This window comes from Nocardioides sp. LMS-CY (genome assembly GCF_018732145.1).
Lineage (GTDB): Bacteria > Actinomycetota > Actinomycetes > Propionibacteriales > Nocardioidaceae > Nocardioides > Nocardioides soli.
In genome coordinates, this window is the sequence record NZ_CP076104.1 from 1,292,317 (window position 1) to 1,310,655 (window position 18,339).

The following is an 18,339-nucleotide window of genomic DNA, read 5'->3' on the forward strand; positions in this document are numbered from 1 at the left end:
GAGAAGCACGCTGGATCGTGACCTGTTCGTGACCCAGAACCCTGTGAAACAAGGGGATTCAGGGCCTTGAGTGTCGGTGGCGGGTGCTTGAGTAGGGGTCATGACAGCACAGGCCACGCCGCGACACCGGGTGTCGACGACGACCGCGCAGATGCGCGATCTCGCCGACTCGGTGGCAGATGCGTCGGTGTGGTCCATGGACCCGGCCGAGGCCGGCGCGACGCTGGTCGAGCTGACCCGGCTGGCCGCGCAGGTCAGCGAGCTGCAGGCCCGGGTCGCCGCGCACGCCGACACCATCCACGTCGGCGTAGAGGTGGGTGCGTCGTCGGCGGCGAACTGGCTGGCCCACACCACGAAGACCACGCGGGCGGCCGCGTACGGCGCGGTGCGGCTCGGCCACGACCTCGAGGCCCACGCGTCGACCCGTGAGGCGCTCGCCGCCGGGGACATCTGTGCCGAGCGGGCGCGGGTCGTCATCCGGTGGGTCGACCGACTCCCCACCGACCTCGGCCCCGAGACCCTCGCCAAGGCCGAGGCGCACCTACTCGCCGAGGCGCGTCACCACGACGCGAAGGCACTCGGCCGGCTGGGCCGGCGGCTGTGGGAGGTCATCGCCCCCGACGAGGCCGACGCCCACGAAGCCGACATCCTGCAACGCCAGGAAGCGGCCGCGCTGCGGGCCTGCTCGCTCACGATGGCCGACGACGGCGACGGCACCACCCGGGGCCGGTTCACGCTGCCGACCTACCACGCCGCAGCACTCAAGAAGATGCTGCACGCGCTCGCCGCCCCCAAGCACCTGGCCGCCACCCAGGGCCCCGGCATCGAGCGCCGACCCGGACCCGAAGCACTCGGCCGGGCGCTGTGCGAGCTGATCGAGCGCTACCCCACCGACCGGCTCCCCACCACCGGCGGGGTCAACGCCACCGTCGTGGTCGTCATCGACGAAGACATCCTCACCGGACGCCTCGAGAAGGCCGGGCTCCTCGACACCGGCGACCAGATCTCACCCGCGATGGCCCGCCGGCTCGCGTGCGAGGCGGGCATCATTCCCGCCGTCCTCGGCAGCGCCTCGGTCCCGCTCGATCTCGGCCGGCGGAGCCGCTACCACACCGAGCACCAACGGATCGCCATGTTCCTCCGCGACCGCGGCTGCCGCGCCGAAGGCTGCGACCGCACCACCGGCCTCCACGCCCACCACCAGACCAGATGGACCGACGGCGGCCACACCAACCTCCACGACAGCGCCTCCCTCTGCGCCTGGCACCACACCCTCATCCACGACCCCACCTACCAGACCACGTACCTGCCCACCGGGAAGATCCGCTTCCACCGACGGACGTGACAGGTCGGTTCGGGCCAGACCAAGGTCCCCGGTGGACGGCGACGGGTGTGGAAGGGACCCGTCCGCTCCGGGGGAAAGCGGACGGGTCCGCAGAGATCCCTACCCCGGTCCGGGGCATCCCGAACTCGTCAGTTTTGAGGATCTTCGGCGGCACCCGAGGCGGTGCAGTCCCCGGGCCCGATCTGCGTGAGGCCGGGCCCGGAGACTCCCAACCTGGGCACCAGCCTGCCCCTGCCGGGGCGTCGAGGCAATCCAGGATCTTCGGGGCGAGACTCCGCCGGGTCGTGTCTCAGCGGCGGACTACCCGGATCCGGACGCTCGCCCGGGTCGGCTGCACCTCGGCGTTGCCGGGGAAGACCGCCACCAGCCTGGTGGCCCCCGGCTTCGGGATCCGGGGCAGTCGGACCTTCGCGACGTCGTCGTGGAGCTTCGCGCGCACCGTCCGGCCCGCGACCCGGATCCGCACGGTGCCGTTCGTCGAGACGCCCGAGGGCGCGTCGAGTCGCAGCCGGACCTTCGCCCGGGTGCGCTTCGCCTCGATCCTCTTCGGTGTCACCGTGGCCACGCGCAGGGTGCCGGCCGCCTTGGTCACCCGCACCCGGACCGTCGTGGTGCGGGCGAGGTAGGAGCCGTCGCCGCCGTACGACGCGGTCACGACGTGTCGCCCGACCGGCAGCGACCGGCGCGGCAGCGCCACCCTGGCCGCGCCGCCGCTCAGCGTGCCGGTGGCCAGGGTGCGGTTGCCGGTGGTGATCCGGAGCTCGCCGCTCGCCGGACCCCGGGCTCCGCCGGCGCGCACCCGCAGGGTCACCCGCTCGCCCCAGGCCGCGACCAGCCGGTCCGCCGTGAGCTCGGGCACTGCCCGCTCCAGATCACCCGATCCGCCGGGGTCGACCGGGTCCACCGGGCCACCACCGCCGGTCTGCGGGTCGAGCCAGGCGAGGTACCGATCGGTCTGGCCCGCTACGCCGACGGCGAGCCGCAGGCCCTCGGTGGAGGCGCCCAGGTGGGCCTCGAAGGACAGCCGGCCCGCGGCGTCCGTGGCGCGCTGGTCGACGAAGACGATGTCCTCCGCGCGCGGCGCACGCGGGTCCGCCCCGGTGCGCAGCACCAGGATGCCGGCCGGCGCGTCGGCGGCGGCGCTGCCGAGGCCCACGGTGACGGTCGCGGTGCCGTCACCGTCGATGACGACCTCGTGCGACCGGGCGGGAGCCGAGTCGGAGATCACCCGCGTCGGCCCTGTCTTCCGTGGGCGGTACGCCGCCGGCCGGACCACGCTGCCGGCGGCGCCGGACAGCACCGGTCGCCCGCGCTCGTCGTCCCAGCTCCACACCGACGCGAGGTCGAAGCCGGCCGCGGTCCAGGCCGCGGCCTGGACCAGTTCCTCGGCCGTCAGCGACGCGCCGTTGAGCGTGCCCGGGCCGGTCGCGGCGTTCGTCTGCACGCTCGGCACCAGGGTGTCGAGCGCGTAGAGGTCGGCGAGCGTGGCGGTCTGGCCGGACGCGAACCGCGCCACGATCCGGCTCGCGTCCGCGGTGGCCGTCACGCTCGGGTTGAGCGCGACGCCGCTGCGTACGACGGAGCCGCTGTTGCGGGCGTAGCCGGCCAGGCCGCCGGCCGAGGCCGTGGTCGCGCGGACCGCGCCGGTGGCGTAGACGCGCTCGGTCGTGGAGGGCGAGTCGGCGACGCCGACGATGCCGCCGGCGTAGCTCGTCGACGTCGCCGTGACCTCGGCGGTCGAGTACGAGTCGCGGATCGTGCCGAACGACTCACCGGCGATGCCGCCGGCGTACGAGTGCGCACGCACCGATCCCGACGTCCACACCCGCTCCACGGTGCCGCGCAGCGTGTCGACCAGGCCGCCCGCCTTCAGCGTCGCCTTGGCGATCGCGACGTCCGCCAGGCCGAGATCGTGGACCCGGCCGTCGGCGGCGATGGTCCCGAAGAGGCCGCCCTGGGTGGCGGCCAGGTTGCGGATCGCGTGGCCGCCGCCGTCGAGGCTGCCGCTGAAGCTCTCGATCCGCACCGGCTGCCCCGTGAGGTCGAGGTCGGCGGTCAGCCGGTAGGACTCGGCGGGGAAGAGCGCCACCTGCTGCAGGTCGACGGCGCGCGACACCAGCCAGGTGCCGTCCTCCTGCTCGAGCGCCGGGTGGTCGGCGACCTCGATCTCCTCGGTGGCCTCGACCAGCACCGGGCGCTTGCCGTCGGCGTGCCATGCCCAGACCCCGTCGAGGTCGAGGCCCACGTCGTCGCGCCAGGTTGCCGGCGACCCGGCCTGCGCGACGGTCCGGGTCTCCCCGTTGAGGGTCTGCGGGCCGACGGCGGTGCTGCTCTGGACGCCGGCCGAGAGCGTCTCGACGGCGTAGAGCCGCTCCAAGGTCGCGGTCTCGCCGTTCGCCGAGCGCGCGACCACCCGCTGCGAGGTGGTGGTGCCGGTGACCGAGGGGTTGAGCGCGAACGCCTGTCGCACGATCGTGGCGCTGTTGCGGGCGTAGCCGCTCACCCCGCCGGCGGAGGTGCCGGAGGAGTTGACCACGCCGGTCGCGTAGACCCGCTCCGTGGTGGACGGTGAGTCGGCGACGCCGATGATGCCGCCCGCATAGTTGCCGCCGGTCGTGGCGACCGTCGCGGTGGAGTAGCTGTCGCGGATCGTGCCGAACGACTCACCCGCGATGCCGCCGGCGTAGGACTGCGCGCGCACCGAGCCCGAGGTCCACACCCGCTCCACGGTGCCGCGCAGCGTGTCGACGAGGCCGCCGCCCCGCGCCGTGGGCTTGGTGACCGCCAGGCCGACGATGCCGAGGTCCTGCACCCGCCCCTCGGCCCCGATCAGGGAGAAGAGGCCGCCCTGGGCGGAGCTCCAGCCCCTGATCAGGTGCCCGTCGCCGTCGAGGACGCCGTTGAAGGCGCGGGCGCTGCCCAGCTGCGGCAGGTCGTGACCGGCGACATCGAGGTCGGCCGCCAGCCGGTAGGACTCGTCAGGGAACTGCACCACCTGGCGCAGGTCGTCGGGCGCGGCGACCAGCCAGGCGCCGTCGTCGTCCCGATCCAGCGCCGGCCGGACGGTGCCGAGGTCGATCTCCTCGGCCGCCTGGCGCAGCAGCGGGCGCTTCGCGTCCGGGTGCCACTCCCAGACGCCGTCGAGGTCCCAGCCGAGATCGGCGAAGAACGCCGCGGTGCGCAGCGTCGCGGCCGGCACCACCTCGCCGCGCCAGTTGTCCGCGGCCGGCGGCTCGGTGAGGCTCTCGCCGAGGACGGTCACCGCCGAGCTGGTGTAGTTGCGTGCCAGGTCGGCGATCTGGCCGTCGGAGACCCGGCCCACGATCGCGTGGGCGAAGGACGGGGCCTGGACCCGCTCGTTGAGGGAGACCACGTTGCCGACCCGGGTGTTCTCGTAGCCGTAGCTGACCACGCCGCCGGCGTTGCGTCCGGTCGCCTTCACGGTGCCGGTGGCGTAGACCCGCTCGGTGACCGAGCCTCCGATCGCGATGGCGACCACGCCGCCGGCGTACAGGCCGGTGGTGGTGACTGCCGCGGTCGAGTAGGAGTCGCGGATCGTGCCGTAGTGGTCGCCGACGATGCCGCCGACCCGGGTGGCGCCGGCGATCGATCCGGCGGTGCGGACCCGCTCGATGAGGCCGTGGTTCTGGTCGGCGACCAGGCCGACGGTGCCGCGGTCGGTCTCGACCTCGCCCTCGACGACCAGGTTGCGGACGGTGCCGTAGTTGTCGGCGAAGAGGCCGACGCCCTGCGTCTCGGGCGTGGTGAAGTCGCGGATCGTGTGGCCGCCGCCGTCGAAGACGCCGCGGAAGGTCACCAACCGGTCGAGCTGTGACCGGGTGGTGCCGCCGAGGTCGAGGTCGGTGGTGAGGAGGTAGTGCCCCTCGGGGTCGTTGGTGATCTTGTCGAGGTCGCCGGCGGCGTTGATCAGGTACGGGTCCGCGGCGGTGCCCTGCCCCTCGATCCCCTCCCGGACCAGCGTGGCGCCCTTCATCGGCCGGGCCGTCGCCAGGCCGTCCCAGGCGAAGACCTTCACGGTGTCGCTCGGGTTGACGGGGAGCGGGGTGTCGAAGGTGGTGTACTGCTCCGAGCCCTCGTGGTCGAGCTCGACGCGGACCTCGCGGACCTCACGCAGCGTGCGCCCCGTGCGGTCGTAGGTCGCCGCGATCACGGTGGCCTCGTCGGGGGAGCCCTCGTGGCTGACGACGCCGACACCCTCCATCGCCCGGCCCTCGACGTCGGTGGAGGTGACCCGCCACGATCCCTGGGGCTTGCGCACGGTGTAGGTGTCGACGGTGCGTCCGTCGAGGGTGTACGTCGTGAGCCGCAGGCCGTCGTCCACGACCTCGAGGACGGTGCCGAGCTGGGTGTCCTCGTCGAAGACGACGTCGTCCCACCAGTGCACGACGTTGCCGTAGAACTTCGGCCCGGCGGAGCCGAGCGTGACGAAGGTGGTGCCCTCGGCCTCCTCCGCGGGCGTCTCCGCGAGGCGACCGTCGTAGATGGTGGAGCGCTTGTAGATGTGGTCGTGGCCGCCGATGTAGAGGTCGACGCCGAGCTTCTCGAACGCCGCGGTCAGCTTGGGTCGGTCCGCAGCGAGCGGGCCGTCGTTGCCGTGCGAGCCGCCGTAGTAGGAGTAGTGGCCGGTCACGACGTTCCAGGTGCGGTCCGAGGCCCGGATGTCCTTGGCCAGCCAGGCGAGCTGCCGGTCCATGTCGACGACGGAGTTGAGCACCGCGACGTGGACGTCGCCCCGGTCGAAGGAGTAGTTGCTCTCCCCGATGCGGCCGTTCTTCGGGGTGTCGAACATGTTGCCGAAGATCGTCGTGCGGTCGTCGCTGACGCTGTTGTAGTCCAGGTCGCCGTAGGTCTCGTGGTTGCCGGCGACCGGCGCGTACTGGATGTCCAGCCCGTCGAAGACATGGTCGAAGACCTCCTGCCAGTACTGGCCGCGTCCGCCGTTGTCGACCAGGTCGCCGGTCTGCAGCAGCGTCCGGCCGCCCGGCACCTCCTCCTGGAGGCGCGCCAGCACGTCGCGCAGCAGTCCGAGGTCGTCGGGGTCGTGGGTGGTGGCCTGCAGGTCGCCGATGGCGTAGATCGGCTCGTTCCCCTTGCCGCCGGCGACGAACTCGCCCTGGACGTCGGTCCAGGCCGCGTCGCTCGCGGCGGGCGCTGAGCCGTCGACCGCGACGCCGAAGCGGTAGTGGTAGCGGTCGCCCTCGGTGAGCCCGGTGAGGTCGAACTCGTGGCTGCGCAAGGTCTGACCGGTGATGGAGTGCTGATAGGTCGGCTCGTCGTTGCCGATCGTGTTGACCTCGTAGGGCCGGTCGTTGGTCGAGGTCAGCACCTCGGCCGTGGACCAGTCGTCGCGGTCGGCGGGCAGCACCTGGGCGTAGACCCGCTCGACGACGCGGTCGGTGGACACCGCGATGCCGGTGCCGCCGGCCCGCTCGGCCACGACCGCGGTGCTGCCGAAGTACTGGAACACCCCGGCGGGGTCGAGCTCGGCCTGGTCGACGACCAGGCGGATCAGCTCGGCGCCGATGTTGCCCGAGGCGTCCTCGGCCTTGACGACCACGAAGTGGTCGTCGTAGCTGCGCACCCGGAACGTGCCGTCGTCGACGGGGACCAGTCCGGCGGCGTCGTACACCTCGTAGGTGACGGCTGGCGTGGCGCCGGAGTCGTCGGTCGCGGTCGCCGCGGGCAGGGCGATCTCCGCGCCGTAGCTCACGGTGGCGGGGTAGTCGGCGGGGACGGTGATCCGCGGCGCGTAGTCGGCGCCCCGGGTGGTCTCGCCGATCCAGATCGGGGCGGAGACGACGGTCTGGCCGTCGGCCTGCGTGGCGCGGAGCAGGTAGTAGTCGCCGTCGCGTACGTCGAGCTCGTGCCGGAGCTCGAGGTCGTTCCCGGAAACGTCCGGGAAGGCGTGCACGACCTGCCCGCCGTTGCCGATCAGCTCGACCTTGGCGAAGGAGTCGCGGGCGTCGGGGTCGGAGAGGGCGACGTCGAACGCGACGTGCTCGGTGTCGGCGGGCAGGATCGAGCCCATCAGCCGGTCGTTGCCGCCGAAGGCCAGGGTGGCGTTGACGTCCTGGGTGCTGAAGGTGCTGCGGTCCCGCATCGCGGCGTACAGGCCGCCGAGGCTGTGCTCGGTGGCCCAGACGCCGGTGATGGCCTGGTTGCTCGTGACCCAGGTGGCCGAGTGCTCGTCGCCGTTCCACACCGGCGCGAGGTGCCAGCCGGTGTCGAGGGCCTTGACGAACTGGGTGAACTGGGCGTCGCTGCGGACCTCGATCAGCTCCATCCGCTCGTCGACCTCGCGGTCGAGGCCGTTGAAGCCGAAGAAGTTGCCCTTGCCCTGCGGGCTCGGGTGGTTGAACTGGCCGATCGCGTCGGGGTCCTGTTTGAGCCGGGCGAAGAAGGTGTACATGTCGTACTTCAGGTCGCCGGTCCCGAAGGAGTTGGCGAAGCCGTCGACGCTGCCCTTCTCGGTGGCGCGGGCGGTCGCCTTCCAGTCGGCGTCGAAGACGTTGATGTGCCCGGTGCCGTCGTACCAGGTGGTCTCGATCGACGGGACCGCGACCAGCTCGTCCTGGGCGCCGTTGAAGTGGTCGACCGCCTCGTGCACGTAGCGCCACTCCTCGGAGTCGGCGTCGCGCCAGTCGTCGATGAAGTCGTCGCCGTTGCGCAGGTCCCACATCACGTCGTGCTCGGAGACCGCGAAGAAGTCGGCGTCGGTCTCCTCGCGCACGTGGGCGAAGGCGTCGTCGGGCAGCTGCACGCCGTCGCTCACCGAGGTGTGCGAGTGGAACTCGCCGGTGTAGAGCGTCTTGCCCAGGTAGCTGGGGCGCTGCTCCTCGGCGGTCCCCGCCAGGGCCGTGGGTACGGCGATCGCGGTCAGCGTCCCCGTCGCCAGGATCCCGGTCAGCGCTGCACCGAGGCAGCGCGCGATCCGACCGCGCGGTCTGTGCTTCATTCGTCCTCCATCGTCGAGCCGGCCGGGCTCAGCCAAGGGGAGACGGGTGAACGAACGGGGGTGCTTCGGCGTCCGGGCGCGGACGCCCCGGCGACCGGCGATGCCGGCCGGGTGTGTCGTGGGCCACAGCAGGCCCCCGGCGGGGCTACCCGGCGTCGAGCACCCGCGCGAGGAACCGCCGGGTCCGCTCCTCGCGGGGATCGGTGAGCACCTCGGGGCCGCCGCGCTCGGCGACGACGCCGTCGTCGATGAAGAGGACCTGGTCGGCGACGTCGCGGGCGAAGCGGACCTCGTGGGTGACGATGACGAGGGTCCAGCGCTCGGCGGCGAGGTCGCGGATCACGGCGAGGACCTCGCCCACGAGCTCGGGGTCGAGGGCGGAGGTGGGCTCGTCGAGCAGCAGCACCTCGGGACGCAGCGCGAGCGCCCGTGCGATCCCGACCCGCTGCTGCTGCCCGCCGGAGAGCTGCGCGGGGTAGGCGTCCTCGCGGCCGGCGAGGCCGACCTGGGCGAGCAGCTCGCGGGCGGCGGCCGCCGCCTCGTCCGGATCGCGTCGCTGGACCTGAACCGGTCCCTCGACGAGGTTGCCGAGCACGGTCTTGTGCGGGAAGAGGTTGTGGGCCTGGAAGACCATGCCGCTGCGGGCCCGCAGCGCCGTGACCGCGCGTCGGTACGACGCCCGGTCGGCCGGCGGCGCCCCGAAGTAGAGGACGGCGTCGTCGATCCGGACCAGCCCCGCGTCCGGGGTCTCCAGCACGTTCAGTGAGCGGAGCACGGTGGTCTTCCCGGAGCCGGACGGGCCCAGGACGACCGTGACGGTGCCCGCGGCGGCGGTGAAGTCCACGCCCCGCAGGACGTGGTGGTCGCCGAAGGACTTCTCGAGCCCGCGCACCTCGATCAGGTCGGTCATACGGCGTACCTGCTGAGTCGTCGCTCGAGCGGTGCCTGGGCCATCGTCACCAGCTGGCAGACGGCCCAGTAGTACGCGGCGGCCAGGCAGTAGAGCGGCAGGTACTCCGTGCTGAGCGCCGCCGCGACCTGCGCCTCGCGGAAGAGCTCGGGCACCAGCACCAGCGAGGCCAGCGAGGTGTCCTTGATCAGCGACAGCAGCGTGTTGGACAGCGGCGGTACGGCGATCCGCGCCGCCTGCGGGAGGATGATCCGCCGCATCGACTGCCCGTAGTCCATCCCGATGACCGTCGCGGCCTCGTACTGCCCCCGCGGCACCGAGAGGATCGAGGCACGCACGATCTCCGCGGCGTACCCGCCCACGTTGAGGCTGAAGGCGATGCCGGCCGCGACGTACGGGTCGAGCCTGATGCCGACCTGGCCGAGCCCGAAGAAGACGATGAACAGCTGCACCAGCAGCGGGGTGCCGCGGATGATCGAGATGTAGACCCGGGCGATCCCGTCGAGGACGCGCACCGACGACAGCCGGGCGAGGGAGGCGCCGACCGCGAGGGTCAGGCCGACCGCGAAGCTGACGACCGTGAGCGGGATCGTGCCCTTGAGCAGGCCGACGAGCATCGGTCCCGCGGTGTCGCGCAGCACCTCCCAGGTCGTCCGTGCGTCCGACGCCTGGACGTCGACGTCGCCGGTGCGCTCCCGCACGGTGACGTCGGCGCGGAAGTACTTCTCGGAGATCGCCGCGAGGGTGCCGTCGTCGGCGAGCGTGGCCAGCGCCGCGTCGGCCTGCTGCTGGAGCTCGGGGTCGGACCGGCGGAAGGCGAGCGCCTGCTCGAGGGTCTCGTCGCCCGCGTCGCCGGCGATCTTGACCTCGTCGGTGCCCGAGGTGGCGAGGTAGTCGAGCACCGCGATGTTGTCGTTGACGATCGCGTCCACCCGCCCCTGGACCAGGAGCTCGACCCCGGGGCCGAAGTCCTGGACGTACTGCACCTCCGCGCCCGCGTCGCGCGCGACCTGTGCCCAGTTGCTGCTGGAGGTCTGCGCGGTGGTGCGGCCCCGGAGGTCCGCGAGCGTCGTGATGTCGTCGGTGTCCTGGGCGGTGACGATCACGCCGTGGGAGTAGGTGTACGGCGTGCTGAACAGGTAGCGCGCCTGCCGCTCCGGGTTGATCGTGACCTGGTTGGCGATCACGTCGATGCGCCCGGAGTCGAGCGCGGGGAAGAGCGAGTCGAAGGGCGCCTCCACGAGCCGCAGGTCCCACCCGGCCTCCTCGGCCACCGCGCGGACCACCTCGATATCGAAGCCGGTCAGCTCCCCGGAGTCGGGGTCGCGGTAGGTGAACGGCGGATACGTGCCCTCGGTGCCCACCCGCACGACCCGCTCGGCCGGCCGGTCGACCGCCGCGGCAGGCGGTACGGCGAGCAGCACGCCGCCGGCGATCGCGAGCAGCGCGAGGACCCGGAGCAGCGGCACCCGACCCATCTACCCGCGCCGCCGCGTCGCGAACCGCCGGCCCCCCGCGCGCACGGGCTCACTCCCGTCTCCGCCTGGCCTCGTCGGTGAGATCGCGCTCGATCCCCTCGGCCCGACGGCGTTCGAACAGCAGGATCGCCACCACGACCCCCACCGTGACCACGACCATCGCGACCAGACCGAACGCATCCATGCCGACCCGGTACCCACGACGCGTCCACCACACCGCGCCGCCGGATCAGGCCCGCACCAGATCGACCCCCGGTCCGTCGAGGCGCGCCAGCGCCGCCGCGTCCCGCCCCGACGCGAGCAGGATCAGCGCGGCGAGCGGCCCGGAGATCGACGGACCCCGGCCGACGCTGAGGTCGGCGTCGGTCGCTCGGAGCGTGCACCCGCCGAGCCGCCGGCGGGCGTGGAAGGGCCAGCCCATGCTCCAGACGCGCTCGAAGACGGCCAGGCCGGCCTCGGTCGGCACCGGCCGCTCGATGCCCAGCGGGATCGTGATGTCCTGGCCGTGGATGACGACGTCGAGCAGCACGTTGCGCGCCAGGGCGACCGCCGGCAGGGAGCGCGACGACGCGCGCTCGCGCAGGGTGCACGCGATCTCGGCGGTCGGCCGGGCGGCCCAGTCGACCGCGACGTCGCGGCCGAAGTCCCAGAGTCGACCGCGGGCGCGGACCAGGCCGCCCAGGGTCGCGCCCAGGGTGGGCATGCCGCAGGTCGTCATCGTCAGGTGCGCGGCGACGTCGCGGACCCGCCACTGCGTGCACAGCGACGGGGCCTCCCACTGCTCCGGCGCGAGGCCGTCGAGGAGCTCGCCCAGGCTGCGCCGTTCGGACTCGATGTGGGTCCACTGGGTCTCGATGTCCATGCCTGCCCCCGCCCGCGATCGGCTCGCCGATCCGGCGAGCCGGGCTCAAATTAGTCAGAGAGACTGACTAAAGTGTGCGGCGAGCATCGCCGCATGGCAAGGGGTGACCTGATGGCCGTACGCCGTACCGCCGGGCCGCGTCCGCCGGCCGAGGATCCGGGCATCAGTCTGGGCGTCCTGCTCTTCCTGCCCTACCGGCACCTGGAGCAGCGCATCATCGACGCGGTCGTCGCCGCCGGCTACCCGATCACGCTCTCCCAGGCCCGGGTGTTCCAGCGGATCGACCCGGCGGGGTCGCGGCTCACGACCCTGGCCGACGCGGCGCAGGTGACCAAGCAGACGGCCGGCTTCCTCGTCGACCAGCTCGTGGCCCAGGGCTACGTCACCCGCGTCGTCGACCCCTCCGATGCCCGCGCCCGACTCGTGACCATCGCGCCCCGCGGCCGGGCGGCGATCGAGGTGGCCGGTCGGGTGCAGGACCAGATCGAGGGCGAATGGCGTCGGCACCTCGGCGCGGACGCGGCCGACGAGCTGCGGAGCACGCTGCTGCGGCTGCGCGAGATCACCGACCCGTGGGCGGGGCCGCCCGCGGACGGCGCCCCCGTCGAGTCGGACTGATCGGCTCCTCGCTCCTCCGCAGCGTGCGACACTGCTGGCCATGGCGACCAGGGTGGACGCGGCCGTGCTGTGGGCACGCGCCGGCCTGCTCGGGGTCGTCGCCTTCTTCCTCGGCGTCGTCGGCCACGTCACCGCCGACGGCCTGCTGCCCGGGCCGGCGCTCCTCGTCGGCCTGCTGGTGCTCTCGGTGGTGCTCAGCGCACCGATGCTCAACCGCCGGGCCTCGCCGCTGCGGTTGGCCGGGATGCTCGTGGGCGGGCAGGCCGCGATCCACCTCGTGCTCACGGTCACCGCCGGCCACGTCGGCGACCGGGCCGGTGGCACGACACCCCGCGCCGGTGCGCTGGGCAGTCTCCCCGTGGTCGACGGCCGCCGCATCGGCTCGCTCCAGGACGCCTACGACGGCGCCGCCGACCAGGCGGCCGGCGGCCTCGCGCCCAGCCTGCCGGTCGGCCACCTCGTCGCCGACCTGTCGGCCCACGCGCCGATGATGGCCGCCCACCTCGCGGCCGCCGCGCTGGTCGGGCTGTGGCTCGGGTACGGCGAGCGCTGCCTCTGGACGCTGATCGCGCTGACCGGGCGGCGGGTGCTCGCGGCCGTCCTGGTGCTCCGACCGGCCCTCGGCCCGCCGCGGGTCACCGCCGTGGACGCCGAGCGGGCCCCGTCGGGGCCACGCTCGGTCTGGCTGGTCCGTCCCGACTCCCGTCGCGGCCCACCTCTCCTCGCCGCCTGATCGCACACCACCCACGCCGGACCCGTCCGAGGTCCCGGCGTGCGCGCGCGTACCCGCGCGCCCACCTGCTTCGAGGAGAGACCCATGACCGACGTCCTCGCGCCCCGGCGCGATCCGGCCGACCCGCCCGGGCGGCCCAGACCTTCCGGCGGCGGATGGTTCCGCGCCGTGTGGCGCTGGCACTTCTTCGCCAGCTTCGTGGTCGTCCCCGTGCTGCTGCTGCTCGCGGTGACCGGCCTGATCTACCTGTTCCGGTTCCAGCTCGAACCGCTGCTGCACCCCGACCTGATGAAGGTCGACGCCCCGCAGGGGGCGGTCGCGCAGCCCTACCTACAGCAGCTCGCGGTCGTGGAGTCGGCGTACCCCGGCTCGACCGCGGTCTCGCTGGCTGAGCCGCGCAGCGCGGACCGTCCGACGATCGTCTCGATCCAGACCGCCGAGGGGGAGGCACGCGACGTCTACGTCAGCCCCTACGGCCCCGAGGTGCTCGGCTCGATGGATCCCGACACGACGCTCTCGGGCACGGCGATCCGGCTGCACGCCGACCTGATGACCGGGAGCAGGTGGGGCGGCTACGTCATCGAGCTCGCCGCCTGCTGGGCGCTGGTGATGGCGCTCACCGGCTACTACCTGTTCGTGCGCGGCTGGCGGGCCCGGCGCCGGGCGCGGTCGGCCGGCCGCGCGGGTGCCCGGCTGCGCTGGCGGCACGGCCTGGTCGGGGCGGGAGTCGGCGTAGGCCTGCTGATGCTGCTGGTCAGCGGCCTGCCCTGGACGGACTTCTGGGGCGCGAAGGTGCAGACCCTCGCCAGCCAGCGGGGCACGTCGATGTGGAGCATGGACCACGGCGCGATCAGCAGCCCGATCTCCACGCTCGACGAGTCGCTGCCGCACAGTCACACGCAGGACATCCCGTGGGCCCAGCAGCAGTCCGAGGTGCCGACCTCCCCGGCACCCGAGCACGGCGCCGCGCGCAGCGTCGCGAACGTCGACACCGCGGTCCTGGTCGCCGGCCTGGCCGGCCTGCGGCACCCGATGACGGTGGCGCTGCCGGCGGCCGACGACGAGCGCGGGGTGTACTCGGTGATCGGCTACGCGTTCGACGCGCCGTCGGACGAGCGCACCGTGCACGTGGGCCGATACGGCGGCGAGGTCGTCTCGACGTACGGCTTCGACGACTACCCGCGGCTCGCGAAGGTGGTCGCCCAGGGCATCGGGCTGCACGAGGGCCGCAGCCTCGGGCTGTGGTCGTTCTGGGGCGCCGCGCTGATGTGCGTGGCGATCGTCTTCATGTGCGTCAGCGGCCCGCTGATGTGGTGGCGTCGCCGGCCGCGGGGCAGCGGCACGCTGGGCGCACCGCGCGGTCGGCTGCCGGTCCGGAGCACCCCGGCGCTCGTGGTGCTGCTGGTCGCGCTCGGGGTGTTCCTGCCGTTCTTCGGGATCTCGCTGCTCGTCATCCTGGTGCTCGACCAGCTGGTGCTGCGCCGGGTGCCGGCGCTGAGCCGGTGGTTCGGGACCACCTGAGCCGCGACGGTCGCAGCGCGCCGGGCGGCGGCACCTCGTCATCGCGGTGCCGCCGCCCGGTTCGCCATTCGGGACGGGCCCGTCCGGATTTCCGCGAACCGGGTGTCTCCTCCGTACCCTGTGACGTACCCAATTTGAGGGAGATCCTTCGTGCACCGTGCCGCCACCCGAGTCCTGACCGCTGCCGCCCTGGCGCTGTCCGCTCTCGCCGCGACGTCCGCCTCGACCGCCGTGCCCGCTCCCGGGCACGCGCGCAAGGCGGACCCGCTCCAGGTGCGGATCGGCACGTACAACGTGATCTCCCGGGCCACGGTCGACACCTTCAAGAACGTCGTCACCCAGGTGAAGCCGTCGGTCGACGTGCTCGGTCTCCAGGAGGTCGGCATGAACGACAAGAACAAGTGGCTCATCGCCGACTACAACTGGGGCTACTACCGGCCGCCGCAGCTGCAGCAGAACCCGATCATCTGGGACCGTCGCCAGCTCGACTTCGTCTCCGGCAGCGGCGTCAAGCTCTCCGACCCGCACCGGATCGAGGGACGCAACGGCGGCGGCGAGGAGGCCAAGACCCCCAACTGGGCGACGGTGGTGCGCCTCTTCCACCGGGCGAGCGGCCACCAGCTCAGCTTCATCAACGTCCACCTGCTCACCGGCACCGTGAAGGGCGGCAAGTTCGTCCCGGGCCGCCCGCAGGCGAAGAAGCTCTACCTGAAGCAGCTGCGCACGCTGGTCAAGACCGCCCGCGCCGAGCGGAGCACGAGCGACGAGGTCTTCGTCCTGGGCGACTTCAACGCCGGCTACAAGGAGGACATCCGGGCGGGCAAGAAGCAGCTGCCGGTCAAGCAGTTCAAGAAGATCGGCTTCAAGTCCGTCTGGGAGAAGAGCCCACTGCTCTCGAAGAAGTACGGCACTCACAGCAATGCGCTGATCGACCAGATCTGGAACTCCGGCGCGCCGGTCAGCACCCAGATCCTGACCAACGTCAAGGGCTCCGACCACCGGCCCGCGATCGGCACCTATCAGATGCCGACCCCCGACCCGACGTACGTCGCGCCGCTCGGCTCGATCGGGTTCGGCCAGTCGCCGCCGGTGCGCAACGAGTACACCAAGAAGGCCGGCAAGTTCGTGGAGATCCCGCTGGTCGGCGACTTCTCGCACGGCTACGCCACCGTGCGTGTGAACGCCGCGGAGAGCACGGCGACCGAGGGCGCGGACTTCTACATCGACCCCACGTCGTTCCTCCCCGGCTCCCGCACGATCTACGTGAAGATCAACCGCGACGGCCAGACCGAGGACGAGGAGTACTACACCCTCGAGATCGTCGATCCGGTCAACATGGTCCCGATCCAGGGGGCGGAGAAGGTCCGCGGCGTGATCGAGGCGAACAGGTCCTGACCCGCCGGCGTACGGCGCTCGCCCCGGTCAGCCGGAGGCGAGCCGCCGGGCGCTGCGCTGCTCCTGGCGCGCGGCGCGGCGGCGTCGGAGCCGGCGCACCAGCCGCGGCGCGTGGGCCTCGGCGGCGGGCAGGTCGATCAGCCGGTTGAGCAGCTGGTGGTAGCCGGTCGGCGTCAGGGCGAAGCGCTCGCGGACCGCCTCGTCCTTCGCGCCGGCGTGCGAGACCCAGTCGCTCTCGAACGCGAGGATCTCGCGGTCGAGATCGCTGAGCTCGTCGCCGCCGTGGGGCGCGGGCGCGGGGGTCTGGGCGGACATGGCGCCAAGCCTGACATCCCGTGGCGCGTCGTCCGAAACCGACCCCGTCACGCGGGCTCGGCGAATGCCGGTGAGATCAGGAAGCGCTCCACCTCGATCCGGAGCGCGACCCGAGCCGGGTTCGGCCGCGGTACGCGGTAGCGCGCGGCGTACCGCTCCTCGGCCCGCCGCACCGCCGCCTCGTCGGTGCGGACCTGCGCCCGGCCCTCGAGTGTCGACCAGCGGGCGCCGTCGACCTGGCAGGCCGCGACGCGGGGGTCGGCCGCCGTCTGGAGCGCCTTGCGCGAGGTGCCGGAGGTGATCACCCAGGCGCAGCACTCATCGAGGTCGAGCGCGACCCCGACCGGTACGACGTGCGGTCGCCCGTCGGCGCGCAGGGTGGTCAGGGTGCACAGGTGTCGCTCGGTCCAGAACTCCAGGAGCGACGGCGGGAAGTCTTCCCACCCGGGTTGCCACGAGGTCACGCGCACATGCTGGCAGGTCGAACGCTCGGTGGGGTCAGATCCAGCGGGTGAACCAGATCCGGTCGAGCCACTCGCCGTGGGTGAGGAGCTGGTTGGTCCAGATCGGCCAGAACCAGGCGAAGTTCAGCAGCACGAGCACGAGGAAGGCGCCGGACACCACGACGCCGGCCGTCCGCCGCCCGCTCGGCGCGGCCGAGGTGCCGAGCAGTCGTCCGATGGCGAGCGTCAGCGCCAGCACCAGGAACGGCAGCGTGATGACGGCGTAGAAGGAGAAGATCGGCCGGTCGTCGTACTGCAGCCAGGGCAGCCAGGTGGAGGCCACGCCGACCACCGCCAGCCCGAAGCGCCAGTCGCGGGCGCCGACCCACATCGCCAGCGCGTAGAGGATCGCCAGGCAGCCGGCCCACCAGATCGCGGGCGTGCCGAGCAGCAGCACCTGGCGCAGGCAGTCGCTCCCGGCCGGCGCGGCACAGCCCTGGGTGCCCGGCTGGATGTCGGTGTCGGCGGCGACGCCGACCGGCCGGTTGAGCAGCAGCCAGCCGGCCGGGTTGGAGGCGTAGGTGTGCGTGCTGTCGTTGAGGAAGTGGGTGTGAAAGGCGTAGACGTCCTGGTGGTAGTACCAGAGCGACCGCAGCGACTGGGTCACCTCGCCCAGGCCGGAGGCGTCGGGCTCGGTGCGGGTCGGCCAGTCCTGGCCGCCGTCGTAGTGGGTGTACTGGGTGGCGGAGAGGTGCTGCTCGTAGGCCTGGGCGTTGACCAGCCAGCCGGTCCAGCTCGCGACGTAGACGACCAGGGCCACCAGGACGAGCTGCACGAACGCCGGGATCCCGTCGACCACCGCGGAGCGCAGCACGGCCCACCGGACGCCGAAGGAGCGGCGCGCGCCGGCCGACCACAGCCAGACGAGGAGGCCGAACGCCGCGAGGGGGTAGAGCGCCTCCCACTTCGAGCCCACCGCGAGTCCCCAGCAGACGCCGCCGAGCAGCAGCCACGGCCGCAGCAGCAGCCCGCGCACCGGCCCCCAGGACCGGCCGTCGGAGACCTGGTCCGGCACCAGGCGGGCCATCCGGGCGCGGTGCCAGTCGCGGTCGGCCACCAGGCAGTGGACACCACAGAGGATGAAGAACGCGACGAAGATGTCGAGCAGCGCCAGCCGGGACAGCACGAAGTGCAGGCCGTCGAAGCACAGCAGCAGGCCGGCGACGCAGCCCAGGAGCGTGGATCCGGTGAGCCGGCGGGCCAGCCGGCACATCACCAGCACCATGAGGGCGCCCACGACGGCCGCGGAGACCCGCCAGCCGAAGGGGTCCATCCCGAAGGCCTTCTCGCCGAGCGCGATCAGCCACTTGCCGACGTCGGGGTGCACGACCATCTCCGGCGTCGACTTCCACAGGTCGGTCGTCTGTCCTTCGAGGATGCGATCGTTGGCCTTGTCGACGTAGTCGCGGGCGTAGCCGAAGTGCAGCAGCGACCAGGCGTCCTTGGCGTAGTAGGTCTCGTCGAACTCGAACGCGTGCGGCCGGCCGAGATGCCACAGCCGCAGGAACAGCGCCAGCAGCGCCACCGCGATGCTGGCGGCCCACCCGACGACCGGGTCCTCGCCCCGGATCCGCGACCGGGCGCGCCGCCACGCCGACGGGACCGGCCGGCCGGCGGCGTCACGGGAGAGTCCGACACGCTCCTCCGCAGGCTCGGGGGGCGCGGCGGTGGTCACGATGGAAG

The 18,339-nt window shown here is 72.7% G+C and carries 13 protein-coding genes; 5 read left to right on the forward strand and 8 right to left on the reverse strand.

The genetic code is table 11. The annotated features are described in order from the left end of the window. Positions 1-100 precede the first annotated feature (100 nt). The gene (locus KM427_RS06195; RefSeq protein WP_215526641.1) at positions 101-1,345 is read left to right on the forward strand and encodes an HNH endonuclease signature motif containing protein; all 1,245 of its coding nucleotides are present in this window, start codon (positions 101-103) and stop codon (positions 1,343-1,345) included. A gap of 289 nt (positions 1,346-1,634) precedes the next feature. Here KM427_RS06195 and KM427_RS06200 read toward each other — a convergent pair whose 3' ends face one another. The 5 genes from KM427_RS06200 to KM427_RS06215 form a co-directional block, all read right to left on the reverse strand. After that, complete coding sequence (locus tag KM427_RS06200; RefSeq protein WP_215526642.1) at positions 1,635-8,321, reverse strand: metallophosphoesterase; 6,687 nt, start codon at positions 8,319-8,321, stop codon at positions 1,635-1,637. A 145-nt stretch (positions 8,322-8,466) separates the two neighbouring features. Further along, positions 8,467-9,231: an amino acid ABC transporter ATP-binding protein gene (locus tag KM427_RS06205; protein ID WP_286674334.1), complete on the reverse strand. Its 765-nt coding sequence runs from the start codon at positions 9,229-9,231 to the stop codon at positions 8,467-8,469. After that, entirely contained in the window at positions 9,228-10,709 is a 1,482-nt protein-coding gene (locus tag KM427_RS06210) for an ABC transporter substrate-binding protein/permease (RefSeq protein ID WP_215526643.1), read from the reverse strand. Before KM427_RS06210 ends, KM427_RS06205 begins: the two co-directional genes overlap by 4 nt. A 49-nt stretch (positions 10,710-10,758) precedes the next feature. After that, complete coding sequence (locus KM427_RS25690; RefSeq protein WP_281374565.1) at positions 10,759-10,893, reverse strand: hypothetical protein; 135 nt, start codon at positions 10,891-10,893, stop codon at positions 10,759-10,761. A 45-nt stretch (positions 10,894-10,938) separates the two neighbouring features. Next, complete coding sequence (locus KM427_RS06215) at positions 10,939-11,571, reverse strand: maleylpyruvate isomerase family mycothiol-dependent enzyme (RefSeq protein ID WP_183591402.1); 633 nt, start codon at positions 11,569-11,571, stop codon at positions 10,939-10,941. 93 nt (positions 11,572-11,664) lie between these two features. Here KM427_RS06215 and KM427_RS06220 point away from each other — a divergent pair, with 93 nt between their 5' ends. From KM427_RS06220 to KM427_RS06235, 4 genes are all read left to right on the forward strand, one after another. Continuing rightward, the gene (locus KM427_RS06220) at positions 11,665-12,189 is read left to right on the forward strand and encodes a MarR family winged helix-turn-helix transcriptional regulator (RefSeq protein WP_246389969.1); all 525 of its coding nucleotides are present in this window, start codon (positions 11,665-11,667) and stop codon (positions 12,187-12,189) included. Positions 12,190-12,229: 40 nt separating this feature from the next. Further along, complete coding sequence (locus KM427_RS06225; RefSeq protein ID WP_183591401.1) at positions 12,230-12,922, forward strand: hypothetical protein; 693 nt, start codon at positions 12,230-12,232, stop codon at positions 12,920-12,922. An 84-nt stretch (positions 12,923-13,006) separates the two neighbouring features. Continuing rightward, a complete protein-coding gene (locus KM427_RS06230) occupies positions 13,007-14,443 on the forward strand; it encodes a PepSY-associated TM helix domain-containing protein (RefSeq protein ID WP_215526644.1) in 1,437 nt (478 codons plus the stop codon). A 150-nt stretch (positions 14,444-14,593) separates the two neighbouring features. Beyond that, a complete protein-coding gene (locus KM427_RS06235) occupies positions 14,594-15,838 on the forward strand; it encodes an endonuclease/exonuclease/phosphatase family protein (protein ID WP_215526645.1) in 1,245 nt (414 codons plus the stop codon). Positions 15,839-15,865: 27 nt separating this feature from the next. Here KM427_RS06235 and KM427_RS06240 read toward each other — a convergent pair whose 3' ends face one another. From KM427_RS06240 to KM427_RS06250, 3 genes are read right to left on the reverse strand one after another with little or no spacing between them, the layout of a single operon-like run. Next, the gene (locus tag KM427_RS06240) at positions 15,866-16,153 is read right to left on the reverse strand and encodes a DUF3263 domain-containing protein (RefSeq protein WP_183591398.1); all 288 of its coding nucleotides are present in this window, start codon (positions 16,151-16,153) and stop codon (positions 15,866-15,868) included. A 47-nt stretch (positions 16,154-16,200) separates the two neighbouring features. Next, positions 16,201-16,617, reverse strand: a complete 417-nt coding sequence (locus tag KM427_RS06245) for a pyridoxamine 5'-phosphate oxidase family protein (protein ID WP_215526646.1) — start codon at positions 16,615-16,617, stop codon at positions 16,201-16,203. 34 nt (positions 16,618-16,651) lie between these two features. Continuing rightward, positions 16,652-18,331 carry a dolichyl-phosphate-mannose--protein mannosyltransferase gene (locus KM427_RS06250; RefSeq protein ID WP_252275091.1) on the reverse strand — a complete coding sequence of 560 codons (1,680 nt, stop codon included), beginning with the start codon at positions 18,329-18,331 and terminating at the stop codon, positions 16,652-16,654. Positions 18,332-18,339 lie beyond the last annotated feature (8 nt).